This is a genomic window from Pedobacter psychrophilus, assembly GCF_001652725.1.
GTDB classification, from domain to species: domain Bacteria; phylum Bacteroidota; class Bacteroidia; order Sphingobacteriales; family Sphingobacteriaceae; genus Pseudopedobacter; species Pseudopedobacter psychrophilus.
Map to the genome: position 1 here is coordinate 149863 of NZ_LWHJ01000028.1, position 14855 is coordinate 164717.

At 34.9% G+C, this 14855-nt stretch carries 18 protein-coding genes; 12 read left to right on the plus strand and 6 right to left on the minus strand.

Features of this window, described 5'->3' with window-relative positions; genetic code table 11:
• Positions 1 to 15 precede the first annotated feature (15 nt).
• A complete protein-coding gene (locus A5893_RS11285; RefSeq protein WP_068822673.1) occupies positions 16 to 666 on the plus strand; it encodes a tetratricopeptide repeat protein in 651 nt (216 codons plus the stop codon).
• 65 nt (positions 667 to 731) lie between these two features.
• Here A5893_RS11285 and A5893_RS11290 read toward each other — a convergent pair whose 3' ends face one another.
• Positions 732 to 1325: a porin family protein gene (locus A5893_RS11290; protein ID WP_068822674.1), complete on the minus strand. Its 594-nt coding sequence runs from the start codon at positions 1323 to 1325 to the stop codon at positions 732 to 734.
• Between the two features lie 391 nt (positions 1326 to 1716).
• Here A5893_RS11290 and A5893_RS11295 point away from each other — a divergent pair, with 391 nt between their 5' ends.
• The 5 genes from A5893_RS11295 (at position 1717) to A5893_RS11315 (ending at position 4349) form a co-directional block, all read left to right on the plus strand.
• Positions 1717 to 2193 carry a nucleoside deaminase gene (locus A5893_RS11295; protein WP_068822675.1) on the plus strand — a complete coding sequence of 159 codons (477 nt, stop codon included), beginning with the start codon at positions 1717 to 1719 and terminating at the stop codon, positions 2191 to 2193.
• Between the two features lie 76 nt (positions 2194 to 2269).
• The gene (locus A5893_RS11300) at positions 2270 to 2875 is read left to right on the plus strand and encodes a superoxide dismutase (RefSeq protein ID WP_068822676.1); all 606 of its coding nucleotides are present in this window, start codon (positions 2270 to 2272) and stop codon (positions 2873 to 2875) included.
• Between the two features lie 71 nt (positions 2876 to 2946).
• Positions 2947 to 3111, plus strand: coding sequence for a phosphatidate cytidylyltransferase (locus A5893_RS11305; protein WP_068822677.1), 165 nt, complete (start codon positions 2947 to 2949; stop codon positions 3109 to 3111).
• Between the two features lie 7 nt (positions 3112 to 3118).
• Positions 3119 to 4117: a zinc-binding dehydrogenase gene (locus A5893_RS11310; protein WP_232456847.1), complete on the plus strand. Its 999-nt coding sequence runs from the start codon at positions 3119 to 3121 to the stop codon at positions 4115 to 4117.
• A 22-nt stretch (positions 4118 to 4139) separates the two neighbouring features.
• Positions 4140 to 4349: a hypothetical protein gene (locus tag A5893_RS11315; RefSeq protein ID WP_232456848.1), complete on the plus strand. Its 210-nt coding sequence runs from the start codon at positions 4140 to 4142 to the stop codon at positions 4347 to 4349.
• A gap of 43 nt (positions 4350 to 4392) precedes the next feature.
• On the opposite strand, the gene A5893_RS11320 is transcribed toward A5893_RS11315, so the two are convergent.
• Positions 4393 to 4959 (minus strand): C40 family peptidase, encoded by a 567-nt coding sequence (locus A5893_RS11320; protein WP_068822679.1) that lies wholly within the window; start codon positions 4957 to 4959, stop codon positions 4393 to 4395.
• A 231-nt stretch (positions 4960 to 5190) separates the two neighbouring features.
• Between A5893_RS11320 and pdhA the strand changes: the two genes are divergently transcribed.
• On the plus strand, positions 5191 to 6186 hold the full coding sequence (pdhA, locus tag A5893_RS11325; protein WP_068822680.1) for a pyruvate dehydrogenase (acetyl-transferring) E1 component subunit alpha: 996 nt from the start codon (positions 5191 to 5193) through the stop codon (positions 6184 to 6186).
• A gap of 31 nt (positions 6187 to 6217) precedes the next feature.
• On the plus strand, positions 6218 to 7942 hold the full coding sequence (locus tag A5893_RS11330; RefSeq protein ID WP_068822681.1) for a dihydrolipoamide acetyltransferase family protein: 1725 nt from the start codon (positions 6218 to 6220) through the stop codon (positions 7940 to 7942).
• Between the two features lie 107 nt (positions 7943 to 8049).
• Here the strand turns inward: A5893_RS11330 and A5893_RS11335 are convergent, their stop codons facing one another.
• A complete protein-coding gene (locus A5893_RS11335; protein WP_068822682.1) occupies positions 8050 to 8586 on the minus strand; it encodes a hypothetical protein in 537 nt (178 codons plus the stop codon).
• Between the two features lie 140 nt (positions 8587 to 8726).
• On the opposite strand from A5893_RS11335, the gene A5893_RS11340 reads away from it, so the two are divergent.
• Positions 8727 to 9386, plus strand: coding sequence for a 30S ribosomal protein S16 (locus A5893_RS11340; RefSeq protein ID WP_068822683.1), 660 nt, complete (start codon positions 8727 to 8729; stop codon positions 9384 to 9386).
• Between the two features lie 72 nt (positions 9387 to 9458).
• On the opposite strand, the gene A5893_RS11345 is transcribed toward A5893_RS11340, so the two are convergent.
• Genes A5893_RS11345 through A5893_RS11355 form a run of 3 tightly spaced genes read right to left on the minus strand, consistent with a single transcriptional unit; the run spans position 9459 to position 11286 of the window.
• Entirely contained in the window at positions 9459 to 10241 is a 783-nt protein-coding gene (locus A5893_RS11345; RefSeq protein WP_068822684.1) for a TPM domain-containing protein, read from the minus strand.
• Between the two features lie 11 nt (positions 10242 to 10252).
• Entirely contained in the window at positions 10253 to 10681 is a 429-nt protein-coding gene (locus tag A5893_RS11350) for a TPM domain-containing protein (RefSeq protein WP_068822685.1), read from the minus strand.
• Positions 10682 to 10707: 26 nt separating this feature from the next.
• Positions 10708 to 11286 (minus strand): LemA family protein, encoded by a 579-nt coding sequence (locus tag A5893_RS11355; RefSeq protein ID WP_068822686.1) that lies wholly within the window; start codon positions 11284 to 11286, stop codon positions 10708 to 10710.
• A 90-nt stretch (positions 11287 to 11376) separates the two neighbouring features.
• Here A5893_RS11355 and A5893_RS11360 point away from each other — a divergent pair, with 90 nt between their 5' ends.
• The 3 genes from A5893_RS11360 to A5893_RS11370 all read left to right on the plus strand — a co-directional run bounded on the left by A5893_RS11360 (position 11377) and on the right by A5893_RS11370 (position 14727).
• On the plus strand, positions 11377 to 12942 hold the full coding sequence (locus A5893_RS11360) for an NAD(P)/FAD-dependent oxidoreductase (protein WP_068822687.1): 1566 nt from the start codon (positions 11377 to 11379) through the stop codon (positions 12940 to 12942).
• Positions 12943 to 12952: 10 nt separating this feature from the next.
• Positions 12953 to 13318 (plus strand): CoA-binding protein, encoded by a 366-nt coding sequence (locus A5893_RS11365; protein ID WP_068822688.1) that lies wholly within the window; start codon positions 12953 to 12955, stop codon positions 13316 to 13318.
• An 89-nt stretch (positions 13319 to 13407) separates the two neighbouring features.
• A complete protein-coding gene (locus tag A5893_RS11370) occupies positions 13408 to 14727 on the plus strand; it encodes a PQQ-dependent sugar dehydrogenase (protein WP_068822689.1) in 1320 nt (439 codons plus the stop codon).
• Positions 14728 to 14855 lie beyond the last annotated feature (128 nt).

The window sequence follows — 14855 nt, forward strand, 5'->3', positions numbered from 1 at the left end:
TTAAAAAATAAAATCATGAAAAAGAACATCAAAAACATCATCGCAATTGTATTTATCCTTTTAACAGGAACTACTTTAAAAGCACAGGACGCTAAATATATTGGTGCAATGCAATCTGGTTTAAAAATGTTTTCGGAAGCTAAAACCGGAGCAGATTATGTAGCAGCATCAAATCAATTTGAAAGAATTGGGACACAAGTAAAAACAGAATGGTTACCGTTTTATTACGCTGCTTACACGCAACTGATTAATAATACAACTTTAACCAATACCGATGAAAAAGATGCGGCAATGGATAAAGCACAAGAATTAATTGATAAAGCAGAAGCAATTAATCCGAAAGAAAGTGAAATTTTTTCAATGAAAGGCTACATTAAGTTTATGAAAATTTATGTAAACCCAATGGCAAGGATGCAAAGCGGAATGGGTGCAGCAATTACAGATTTAGAAACCGCAAAAGCCTTGAATCCTGCAAATCCACGCCCATATTTTATTCTTGCACAAAATGCGTTTTACACTCCAGAAGCTTTTGGAGGCGGAAAAAATGTGGCAAAACCAAAATTTACGGAGGCGGCCGCAAAATTTGATGCTTTCAAAACATCAAACCCAATGATGCCAAATTGGGGAGTAGAAAGAAATGCTTCGCTGTTGGTGGAGTGCAAATAACAATAATTACCGTTTTCCTGAGTAACAACAAAGCCCAAGATTTGAACACCTTGGGCTTTATTTATTTAAAATAGTTTGAACCCCACGCTTAAATGCATCAGGCTTTGTCGCTGACCATCATTTTTATTAATGTCTTGTAAACTTGTTTCATACCTTAAATCAACAGAAAAATTACCAACATCTACGCCTGCACCAACTTGTCCATTGGTTATAAAGTCTCTATACTTATAAAAATCAGGGTTTATTGCTTGTGTAAATGCATTGCTATTATCATCTAAATTAAATTGGAACGATGGTCCTGCCATAATTCTAAAATTTAGTTTCTCTAACCCAAATTTAGTTCCTAGCAATAACGGTATATCCAAAGTGGTAAACTTTTGCTTTTCTTCTGTGGTTGCTGTTCCGGTTCCCGAGTTTATTTTTATTGTTAAATCAGAACCTTTTGAACCAATGTAAGCTTCAGGCTGTAAATAAAACTTATTTCCAACTCTGGCCCACACACCAACCTGGTAACCCAAAACTCCGGATTCTTCAAACTCATTATTTTGTGCCTTTATAGTGTTATAATTTAATCCGGCTTTTAAACCTAAATTAAATTGCGCAAAAGCTCCAACAGAACTCGTTGCAATAACTGCGATTATCAATATTAACCTTCTCATATCTTTAACTTTAATGACTAAATTTTTATAAACTCTGGTTTTAAGATATTATTGTGATTTTAATTTTTTGGAAAAGCAAAGTCCTTCTATTTAATTTCCGATAGTCGGGTCGTCCACACTCGCTTTTTTAATGAAGAAAAATCATTAAAAAGAGCTCAAACAAATGCTCCCACCCCGTTTATTAAACTTAGGCTTTCAAAATCAAAATTGAGTAAACGACTTAATATTTCTTAATTCCTTAATGTTAAACCAAACATCGGAAAACAACTTTTAAAATCCCTTTTATCCTAAAATCTTATAAATCAAGATTCAGACAATTATTTAGAAATCTTGCCAATCCTAAAACTCCAAAAATTAAGATTAAAACAAATTATTTACCTTTACATCAACAATGAAATATTATAGTTTTACAGATCAACCGTTCATCAATCCTGATGAATTTTTTATGAACGAAGCTTTAAAAGAAGCACAATTGGCTTTAGAAGCAGATGAAATACCAGTTGGTGCAGTTATCGTATCAAAAGGAAAAATAATTGGAAAAGGGCATAACCTCACTCAAAGATTAAATGATGTTACCGCACATGCAGAAATGCAAGCATTTACAGCTGCGGCAAATTACATAGGAGCCAAATATCTAACAGATTGCACCTTATATGTAACTTTAGAACCCTGTGTAATGTGTGCTGGTGCTGCCTTTTGGACACAAATTAGCCGAATTGTATTTGGTGCATCGGATCCACAACGAGGTTTCCAAAAGCATTCAAAAAATATCTTACATCCTAAAACAGAATTGATTGGCAACATTCTTGAGGTTGAATGTAGTAGCATTGTTAAACAGTTTTTTTTAGATAAAAGAAACAAATCTTAACATTAATCTGAACAAAAACCACGTTCAGCTGCTTATCTTTAAAAGAATTATTATTTAACTTAAAACAAAATATATTATGGCTTTTGAATTACCTGCGTTACCATACGCATCAGGCGCATTAGAACCAAACATTGATCAGCAAACAATGGAAATCCACCATGATAAGCATCACGCTGCTTATGTAAATAATCTTAATGCTGCATTAGAAGGCAAAGGTGATGTTGGATCTATTGAAGATATCTGTAAGAACATTTCAAAACATCCAGTTGCAGTTAGAAATAACGGCGGTGGACATTATAACCATTCATTATTTTGGACAGTAATGGGTCCAAATGGTGGTGGAAATCCTTCTGGAGAATTAGCAACAGCAATTGATGAGGCTTTTGGTTCTTTTGATAAATTTAAAGAAGATTTCTCTAAAGCAGGAGCAACTCGTTTTGGTTCTGGTTGGGCTTGGTTAATTGTAGGTGCCGATGGAAAATTAGCTGTAACATCAACTCCTAATCAAGATAACCCATTAATGGATATTGCAGAAGTAAAAGGAACTCCAATTTTAGGAATGGATGTTTGGGAACATGCATATTATTTAAAATATCAAAATAAACGTCCTGATTATATTGCAGCATTCTTTAATACTGTAAATTGGGATGAGGTTTCAAAACGTTTTGCAGCAGCAAAATAGTTTTTGGCATAATTTTAAATCATTTTTAAGCGGAAAGAAATAAATTTTTCCGCTTTTTTATTTTATAAGTTATGAAAAAATATACAGTTTTAAGTTTATTTACTTTAGTTACCATGCTATTAAGCAGTTGTTCTCTTTTAGAAGGCGTTTTTAAAGGGGGTGTTTATGTGGGTATATTCATAGTGATTTTTGTAATATTTATCATTGGTTTTATCCTATATAAAATTATGAGTTAATATTATAATGATGAAAGCGGCTGTACTTGAAGGAATAAATCAAAAATTTGTTATAAAAGAAGTCCCTAAACCAACTTTAATACAAAGCGAAGTTTTGGTTAAAATAAAGGCTGCTGCTTTAAATCATAGAGACAACTGGATTACAAAAGGAAAATATGCTGGTTTAAAGTTTCCAATTATTTTGGGTTCTGATGGTAGCGGAATTGTGGAAAAAGTTTTCGATAAAGAAAATCAGCATTTAGTTGGACAAGAGGTTGTTATTAACCCAGGAACAAATTGGGGCGATAATGAATCTTTTCAAAGTACAGACTTTAAAATACTTGGTTTACCCGAGGACGGAACATTTGCAGAATATGTAAAAGTTAATGCTGAAAATGTTTATCCTAAACCCAATCATTTAAGTTTTGCAGAAGCGGCTGCATTTCCTTTAGCTGGATTAACATCTTACCGGGCTTTATTCTCTAAAGCCAGAGCAACCAAAAAAGATACTGTTTTAATTGTAGGTGTTGGTGGCGGTTCAGCAACTTTCGCTTTGCTTTGGGCTATCAATTTAGGAGCGGATGTTTATGTAACATCAAGTTCAGATGAAAAAATACAGAAAGCCATAAAATTAGGTGCAAAAGGCGGGGTAAACTACACGAAACAGGATTGGGATTCTGATTTGAAAGAATTATCTGGTGGCATTGATGTAATTATTGACAGCGCAATTGGCGATGGCTTTGCAAAACACTTTAGTTATATAAACGCAGGAGGAAGAATCGTGTTTTTTGGAGCAACTGCCGGAGATTTGCCTCCTTTAAATGCAAGAGCAATTTTTTGGAAACAAATTCAAATTATTGGAACCACAATGGGGACGAGCAAAGATTTTGAGGAGATGCTGACTTTTATTAATTCAAATAAAATTGTACCAATTATAGATCAAACCTTTTCTCTAAATGATATTGATAAAGCCATACAAAGGATGGATGCTTTTAACCAGTTTGGTAAAATTATTTTAACACTATAATTTTTACTGGCAACATCTTTGTTTGGCATCTAAAAATAACTTGACGATGAATTTAAAAAGAACATTTGGAGCCGTATTAACAATTCTTGGGATTGTTGGCCTTATTTACACAGCGGTTGGATTTTTAAACAACTCTGGAGATACAAAAGCACTAATTGTTGCTGGAATATTAGGGGTGATATTTTTCTTTACCGGAATTAGTTTGGTAAGAACGACCAAAGACGAATCCTAAGAATTACGGCTCAAAAAAAATCCCGCTTTAGCGGGATAGATTTTTAATTATTATTAAGCTGGCCTTTGAGAGATTCTAAAATCCTGCCTCCTTTATAAAAATATCGTTGCCAGTAGGCTTCTTCCAAGTTAGAAATCATTACACCTTTACTAGAGGAGGCATGGGCAAACTTATTATCACCAATATAAACCCCTACGTGGCTAATAGATTTGCTATGTATTTTAAAGAAAACTAAATCCCCTTCTTTTAAATCCGACTTATTAATAGGATTAACCATGCTAAAAATATTTCTGGAGTTACTACCTATAATAGTGTTAAAAGTTTTATCATATAATTGAAAAGCAAAACCTGAACAATCAATTCCTTTTTTAGTATCGCCTCCCAAATGGTATGGAGTGCCCAACCAATCGTATATAAACTGATACATTTTTGTATTACTTGTAGCAGAAATTGCAACACCCATTACTTGGGAAAAAAATTGACTTGCTAAATTATCAGGATCGGAAACTTCTGCTTTTGGTGCATTTGATGAAGGAGTAGATTTTGAATTTTGTGCTTTTGTAGTTGAGATAAAGCAAACTAAAAGAGTAAAAATTAAGATTTTCTTCATTAAAAGTGTTTTTTATGTTCTAAAAATACAGAATCTTAGAACGGACTAAACAAAATAATATTTTGCCACTGTGCGAAATTAAGATTAAAGTTTGTCTTACGCAAGTACTAATTTAAAAGTTTCGGATATTTTAATGGCAATTAATATCCTTATTAAACAAATAAAGAATTTGTAGGTTTTATATTTGATTAGATATTGATAGATTTGCTTTCCCATAATTAGAATTTACAAATGAGTTCAATTGCGATAACAAAAGAGACATACCTATATTGGTATGAGATGATGCTGCTACTTAGAAGATTTGAAGAAAAGGCAGGACAATTATACGGACAACAAAAAATCAGAGGATTTTGTCATTTATATATAGGTCAAGAGGCGGTAATTGCTGGCACCATGTCGGCAACAAAAGCAGATGATAGTTTAATAACTGCATATCGTGATCACGCACATCCAATAGCAAAAGGAATGTCTCCAAATGCGGCTATGGCAGAACTTTATGGAAAGTCAACTGGTTGTTCAAAAGGAAAAGGTGGTTCTATGCACTTTTTTGATAAAGAAAATAAATTTTTTGGTGGTCATGGTATTGTTGGTGCACAAATTCCTTTAGGCGCTGGTATTGCTTTCGCTGAACAATATTTAGGTACAGACAATGTTAATGTTTGTTACATGGGGGATGGTGCTGTTCGTCAAGGAGCATTAAATGAAACCTTTAACATGGCAATGCTTTGGAAAATTCCGGTAATTTTTGTTTGTGAAAACAATGGCTACGCTATGGGAACTTCTGTTGCTCGTACATCTAACACAACTGATATCTATAAATTAGGATTAGGCTATGAAATGCCTTGTATGCCTGTTGATGGAATGGATCCTGTTGCAGTACACAATGCAATGGATGAAGCAGTACAAAGGGCTCGAAAAGGAGAGGGACCAACGTTCCTTGAAATAAGAACTTACAGATATAAAGGTCACTCTATGTCTGATCCACAAAAATATCGTACAAAAGAAGAAGTTGAAGAATATAAGTCTAAAGATCCTATAGAAATTGTTAAAAATAAAATTGTAGAGGAAAAATGGGCAGACGAGGCTTGGTTTGAAGAAATCGCTTCAAAAATAAAATCTCAGGTAGAAGAATCTGTTAAATTTGCAGAAGAATCTCCATTCCCAGAACCAGAAGAACTTTACAAAGATGTATATGCCCAAAAGGATTATCCTTTTGTAAAAGATTAATTTCAAACACATATTATATTCAATATAAAAAATGGCTGAAGCAGTAAAAATGCCCAAAATGAGTGACACCATGACTGAAGGTGTTTTAGCAAAGTGGCACAAAAAAGTTGGTGATAAAATTAAAGCGGGGGACGTAATTGCCGAAATTGAAACCGACAAAGCAACGATGGATTTTGAATCTTTTCAAGAGGGTGTTTTACTTTATGTTGGTGTAGAAGAAGGTAAAGCAGTTCCCGTTAATGGAATCATTGCCGTTATGGGACAAGAAGGTGAGGATTATAAAGCTGCTTTAGAGGGAGAAAAGACTGAAGAAGAGCCGAAAGCTGAAGAAGAGCAAAAGACTGAAGAAAATAAAACGGAAGAACCTGTAGAAACCACTGAAGAAAAAGAAGAACCTAAACAGGAAGAAATACCAAAGGAAAAGGTTGACACCTCAAGTATCCCGGCTTCAGTAATTAGAATGCCTGCTTTAAGTGATACAATGACAGAGGGTGTTATTAATAAATGGAACTTTAAAGTTGGTGATAAAATTAAATCTGATGATAGCTTAGCTGATGTAGAAACTGATAAAGCAACTATGGAAGTGGTTGGTTATGAAGAAGGAACATTGCTTTATTTATCAGTAAAAGAAGGTGAAGCGGTTCCTGTAAATGGAATTATCGCTATCGTTGGTAAAGAAGGAACAGATATTTCTCCTTTATTAAATGATGCACCATCAGCTGAAAAGAAAGAAGAGAAAAAAGAAGAAACTCCTGCCGCTGCCGCAACACCAGATGCTGTAGCTGCTCCAAGGAAAGAAGAACAAAAAGAAGAATCGGTTGCCGCCAATAAAGAATCTTCTTCAAATGAGGATAGCAGGGTAAAAGCATCGCCTTTGGCTAAAAAATTAGCAGAAGATAAGGGCATTAATTTAAATGATGTTAAAGGTAGCGCAGAAGGCGGAAGAATTGTAAAGAAAGATATTGAAGAGTATAAGCCTGCAGAAAAACCTGCAGAGGCACCAAAATCTGCTGAAAGCGCACCAGCTGAAAAAGCCGCCGCTCCCGCACCAGTAATTCCTCAATATATTGGAGAAGAGAAATTTACGGAAAAACCTGTTTCTCAAATGCGTAAAGCAATTAGCCGTAGCTTAACAGAAAGTTTATTTACTGCTCCGCATTTTTACTTAAATATCACTGTTGATATGGATGGTGCAATGGCAGCTCGTACTCAAATTAATACAGTTGCTCCTGTCAAAATTTCGTTCAATGATATTGTGATTAAAGCTGTAGCGATTGCGTTAAAACAACATCCCGCTGTAAATTCCTCTTTTAGAGGGGATAAGATTCGTTTTAACGAACACACCAATATTGGCGTTGCGATGGCAATTGAAGATGGCTTACTGGTACCTGTTATTCGTTTTGCTGATGGTAAGAGCTTATCTCACATTTCAATGGAGGTGAAAGATTTTGCACAAAAAGCTAAGGCTAAAAAATTACAGCCAAAAGATTGGGAAGGTTCAACATTTACAGTTTCTAATTTAGGAATGTTTGGTATAGATGAATTTACTTCAATCATCAATACTCCTGATGGGGCAATTTTATCTGTAGGCGCTATACAACAAGTTCCGGTTGTTAAAAATGGAGCGGTTGTGCCGGGTAATATCATGAAGTTAAGTTTAGGCTGTGACCATAGAGTTATTGATGGTGCAACAGGAGCTCAATTCTTACAAACTTTAAAAGCGTTGTTAGAACAACCTATTAGATTATTGGCATAGAGAATTAAACTATTTTATATAAAAAACCTCGTTCTAAAGACGAGGTTTTTTGTTTTCTAGACATTTAGATAGTCTGAGAATATCCGTTTACTCTTCGCTTATCTGCTTTAATTAATCGTAATAATTTTTGCGGTGTATCCTTCTCCGATTTTATGATTAGGCTTTGTTGGATAAAAAATGTTAGCTGTTATTATCGCCGCAGGAAATACAGAAAATGCAGCAGCAAATGCCGTCAAAGCTGGGCTTATGTCTGCTGCGTTTACCGCTAGTGCAGCACCAGATCCAATTACAGCAAAAGTTCCCAGAAAAGTAAAGAGCTCTGAAGACTTATTTACCTTTTTAATTGCCATCAGATCATCAAAATTAAATACGACTTGTTTGGCGGTTCTTTTATCTACTCTCAAGTAAATTTGGCTTATACTTACAGAATCTACTTTTCCCCTGAAGCCTATAATGTTTTGGTTAGTTTTAATATTTTTCAATTGTAATTTACTAACCGGGTATGACAGACGAACCTGGTCTCCTTTTTTTATGATGTCAGTTTTACCGTTTGCAAAAGATAATAATATCTTGTTTTCTTGCGCTTTAGTAAATAAGGCCGCTAAACAAATGATAATGGCGAATAGAACAGGTTTAAAATTCATGCAATAAATGTAAATAGATTTTTTATTAAACAATAGTAAAAAAATAATTTGTTGAAGTCTAGCAAATTACCTTTTAAAAAGCTACATTTGCGTCCCTTTTCGAGTAAAAGGGGTATTGCAAAAATTTAATGTATTAAAAAATGGCAACTAAAATTAGATTACAAAGACACGGTAAAAAAGGAAAACCTTTTTACTACATCGTAGTAGCGGATGCAAGAGCTCCAAGAGATGGTAAATTCATCGAAAGATTAGGTTCTTACAATCCAAACACCAATCCTGCAACTATCGAATTAAATTTTGATAAAGCGGTAGCTTGGGTAGGCACTGGAGCAACTCCAACCGATACCACAAGAGGAATTCTATCTTCTAAAGGCGTACTTTACAAAAATCACCTAAATGGTGGTATTACAAAAGGTGCTTTAACAGAAGAACAAGCAAATGAGAAATTTAATGCTTGGTTAGAAGGAAAAGATAAAGAAACTACTGCTAAAAAAGAAGGTTTATCTTCTACAAAAGCGGAAACTAAGAAACTTGCTTTAGCAGCGGAAACTAAAAAGAAAGAAGCACAAGCAGCAGCAATAGCAGCTAAAAATGCTCCTGTTGCTGAAGAAACTTCAAAAGAAGAAGAAGTGGAAGTAGCTGATGAGACTGAGGTACCTTCAGAAGAAACTGCTCCGGTAGCTGAGGCTGAGGCAACTCCAGTAGTTGAAGAGACTTCAGTAACGGAAGAAACTCCAGTAGTAGAAAAAGCGGAAGAAGCTCCTGCAGCAGAAACAGAAGAAGAAGCTCCAAAATCTTAAGATTTTAAAACTAAAAAACCGCTTTGAAAATTCAAAGCGGTTTTTTTATGTCATGATTCTTAATATCACATCTTACCAACTTCCACTAGCGCCACCGCCACCGAAGCTTCCGCCTCCAAAGCCACCAAACCCACCGCCTCCAGAAGAGCCTCCACCAAATCCACCACCGCCACTTCTTCCGCCACCACTATTTGCCATTCCTGCTAATAGAGACCACCAAAAAATATTTGCACCACCTCTTCCTCCAATTACATTTCTTCCACCGCCTCCACCACCGCTTCCCTTACTAATTAAAGCAATCACTGCAATTATGATTAAAACAATTAAACCTACGGGAAAACCACTGCCTTTTCCTGATTTTTTAGGCTCGGTGTTTTTATATTCTCCTTTAGTGTAACTAATTATTGCGTTTATACCTGCATCTAAACCGCCAAAATAATTTCCAGATTTAAACTCGGGTTTTATTTCATTTTCAATTATTCGTTTAGCGATTGCATCTGGTAATGCTCCTTCCATTCCGTATCCGGTTTGGATAGTTATTTTTCTATCGCCAATGGAAGCTAAAACTAAAACTCCTGTGTTTTTTTCCTTTCCTCCAATTCCCCAGGCTCTACCTAATTGGTAACCATAATCTTGTATATCATAACCTTCTAAGGATTGTATAAGAACTACCGAAACCTGAATAGATGTAGAATCATCGAAAGCAACTAATTTGCTTTCTAAATCAGCTATTTGCGAGCTATTTAGTGTATTAGTATAATCGTTTACTAACTTATTAGGCTTAGCAGGAAAATTTTGGGAGAATCCTAAAAAAGATAAAAGACCAAGGCAAACAATTAAAAATATTTTTTTCATCTTTCTATTTCTCAATTTAAGAAAACAATATCGTCTGACAGTTCATTATTATCCTCTGTTTGATATGGGAAATATTTCTTCAATTGCTTTCCCGCCTCAATAATTCCAATACTAATTCCTTCTGCCAGTTCTCTATTCTTAAATTTATCTACCATTAATTTTTTAGTGCTGTTCCAAAAATCGGGCGGTACCACTTTATTAATTCCTTCATCCCCAATAATTGCAAATTTGTGGTCATCTAATGCAACGTAAATTAAAACGCCGTTTCGTAAAGCAGTAGCCTCCATTTTTAAATCATAAAAACAAGTTATAGCCCTTTCATAAGCGTCTATATCACATTTACTTTCTACACATACCCGCACTTCACCACTCGTGGCTTTTTCTGCCCACTCAATAGATTGTTTTATCTTGTCCTGTTCCTTATCGCTTAAAGCTGCCATAAATATCAATTATCGGTATAATCAATTTAAAATTCAACTTTTGGAGCTTTATTTGCGCCTGCTTCTGCCGCAAAACTTCCTTTTTGTTGAAAACCAAACATGCCTGCAAAAAGATTGTTTGGAAACGTTCTGATATTAGTATTGTAATCTTGAACTGCTTCGTTAAAATCTTTTCTTGCCACGGTAATTCTGTTTTCAGTTCCTTCAAGTTGCGCCTGTAATTCTAAAAAGTTTTGATTAGCCTTTAATTCTGGGTAACGTTCAGAAACTACCATTAAACGACCTAAAGCTTGGCTTATCTCTCCTTGAGCACCTTGAAATTTTTGAATATTTTCAGGAGTCAATTTGTTAGGATCAACCTGAATAGAGGTTGCTTTGGCTCTTGCCTCAATAACTTGAGTTAAAGTTTCCTTTTCAAAATTGGCGGCACCTTTTACGCTATTTACCAAGTTTGGGATTAAATCCGACCTGCGTTGGTACTGATTTTCTACTTCACCCCATTGGGCTTTAACTTTCTCGTCTTTTGTAACAGAACTATTGTAACCACAAGAGCTTAAAGAAGCTACAGTAATGAAAGCCACAAGGCTAAAAATTAATTTTTTCATATCGATTTTTCTAATTTTTTTCAATTTAATACTTTGGACTCAATTTTCATACCTTTGTTACTATTCGGGATAAAAACCCGACAAATCATCATGATTAAAGAAATTGAATTGGTAATCTCCCCTGATGAGATTTATAATTTACCTAAAATTGAGCTCAAAATTCTTGTTCAAGAAAATATAAACTCATCAGACCTTAATTATTTTAAAATCCGTAAAAGATCAATCGACGCAAGGAGTAAAAACCCAGTTTACAGACTAAAAATTGTTTTATATATAAACGAAGAGCCACATTTACAACTCCAAACCGTAAATTATCCTAATGTAAATGATGCTAAACCTGTTTTAATAATTGGCGCAGGACCCGCAGGAATGTTTGCCGCGTTACGTTTAATAGAATTAGGCTTAAAGCCGATAATAATTGAACGAGGTAAAAATGTTAAAGAGCGGCGAAGAGATTTAGCAAATATTAATAAACAGGGGATATTAAATCCAGAGTCAAATTATTGCTATGGTGAAGGTGGGGCGGGAACTTATTCTGATGGTAAATTATATACAAGGTCTGATAAACGCGGCGATGTAAATAAAATGCTACAGATTTTGGTGCAACATGGCGCTACTGATGATATTTTAATTGATGCTCGTCCGCATATTGGAACTAATAAATTGCCTCAAATTATAACCTCCATAAGAGAAACGATATTAAATGCCGGTGGGGAAATCCATTTTGAAACCAAACTGATAGATCTTAAAATCAATAGCAATGAGGTTGTGGCCGCTGTTACCAACAATGGAAGTTTTGACGCAAAGCACATAATTTTAGCTACCGGCCATTCTGCCAAAGACATCTATTATTTGTTGAGCAGAAAAGGTCTTTTATTAGAAGCAAAACCTTTTGCGTTGGGGGTGAGGATAGAACACCCTCAGTATATTATTGACCAAGCACAATACCACTGTGAAACAAGACATGAAAACTTGCCACCATCCTATTATAGTTTAGTTACTCAAGTAAAAGATAGAGGGGTTTTTTCTTTTTGCATGTGCCCGGGAGGAATAATTGCACCTTGTGCAACTGATGATAATGAAATTGTTGTAAATGGATGGAGCCCTTCAAAAAGAAATAATCCTTTTGCAAATTCAGGAACTGTAGTACAAATTAACATTAACGATGTCACAAAAAATCCAGAAGAAAATCCTTTTGCATTGTTAGAGTTTCAGTCTCAAATTGAAAAAGCTGCCTTTATTGCTGGTGGGGGAAATTTAAAAGCTCCTGCTCAAAGGATGGTGGATTTTGTAAACCATAAAATATCCTCTGATTTACCCTCAAATTCTTATTTACCAGGATTAACGTCTGCTGATTTACATCAGATTTTACCCAAATTTGTGAGTGAAAGATTAAAAGAGGCATTGCCTCAATTTGGAAAAAAAATTCCTTCAGTTTTCGGAAACGGCGGTTATTTTACAAACGAAGCCGTGTTGGTTGGAGTTGAATCAAGAACCTCTTCTCCCGTTAGAATTCCTAGAGACAAATTAACTTTACAACACCCGCAGTTAAAAGGTTTTTTTCCGTGTGCCGAAGGGGCTGGTTATGCTGGTGGCATTATTTCTGCAGCAATAGATGGTCAGGCTTGTGCAGACGCGGTATTAAAATCAATTTAAACTTTAAATAATGGCATTTAAAAAAACACTTATTCTTGGGGCTTCTACAAATTCTAGTAGATATTCTTACATGGCTGCTTGCCGTTTAGTTATTAAGGGGCATCCAATTGTTAATGTTGGAATGAAAAAGGGGGAAGTTGCAGAACATCCTATTGAAAAACCCGAAATTATTCATAAGGATATTGATACTTTAACCTTATATGTTGGGCCACATAACCAGAAAGATCTATATGACTATATTATTAAAACAAAGCCTAAAAGAATCATATTTAATCCCGGTTCGGAAAACCCGGAATTGGAAAATCTAGCCCATGAAAACGGTATTGAAACTATTGAAGCTTGCACTTTAGTAATGCTTTCTACAAATCAATATTAGAAAACAACACTTAGTTTTTTCCTCATTGAAATTTGATTTTTTAAGGATGGCAACATAATTGTTTGTAATAAGGACATTAACAAATGATTATGAAAAATAAAAATTTATATTATTTAGCTATTCCTTTATTTTTATTAGCTGCTGCCTGTAGTAATAAAGCAATTAAAGAAAGTCAAGGAACTAATTCTTCGGATTCCTCAACTGCCAAAAACTTAGATTCATTACCAGCAATATCAGAATCTAAAACAAAATTTAGCAATATTATTGGTTGGGAAGATAATCATACTCCAAAAGCACCTTCGGGGTTTATTGTTACGCGTTTTGCTGAAGGGATTAAGAGCCCCAGACAGTGTTATATAGCGCCAAATGGAGACGTTTTGGTAGTACTTTCTAATTCTGAAAGATCAGCTAAAGATAAATTAATTGGTGAAATTTCTGGTAAAGCAGATGCGGAAGTTGGCGGCAAAAGTTCAAATACCATTTTGCTTTATAGAGATAAAGATGGCGATGGTGTTGCAGAGACTAAAAGCACTTTTTTACAAAATTTGAATCAGCCTTTTGGAATGTTAATTATCGGCAATAACTTTTATGTTGCCAATACTGACGGTTTATGGATGTATCCATATCAAACAGGTAACGTTAGAATTGAGCAAAGTGGGAAAAAAATATTGGATTTACCTGCCGGTGGCTACAATAATCATTGGACAAGAAATTTGATTGCTAATGCTGATAATTCTAAAATATATGTTTCAGTTGGATCTGGAAGTAATGTAGGTGAAAATGGATTAGAAAAAGAGGTAAGGCGGGCAAATATTTTAGAGATAAATCCCGACGGAAGTGGCGAGAAAATTTATGCCGCTGGCTTAAGAAATCCTGTTGGAATGGCATGGAATCCCTCTACAAATGAATTATGGACCGCTGTTAATGAAAGAGACGGATTGGGAGATAATTTAGTGCCTGATTATATCACATCTGTAAAAAAAGATGGTTTTTATGGCTGGCCTTTTAGCTATTTCGGACAAAATGTTGATCCGAGAAGAAAAGGAGAAAAACCTGAATTAGTCGCCAAAGCAATTGTTCCTACCTACGCATTAGCGCCACATAGTGCTTCTTTAGGATTAGCATTTTATAACGGGGATAAGTTTCCCGAGAAATATAACGGTGGTGCTTTTGTTGGACAACATGGTTCTTGGAATAGATCTGAATTTACCGGCTATAAAGTGGTTTTTGTTCCTTTTAACAACGGTAAACCTAATGGTAAAGAACAAGACTTCCTGACTGGTTTTGCCGTTGAAGATGGAAGTAGAGACGTACACGGAAGGCCTGTAGGAGTAACTGTTGCTAATGATGGTGCTTTATTAGTGGCTGATGACGGAGCTGGTATTATTTGGAGAGTTGCGGCTAAATAGTTTGATAAAAAAGATTGCTTTGTCTTATTTAAAACATTAACGATAGTTATAAGACTGTATCAATTTTCAATATTTTAAAGTTACATAGGCTTATTGTTAGCCTTAGTTAGAAATTTAAAAACATAAAG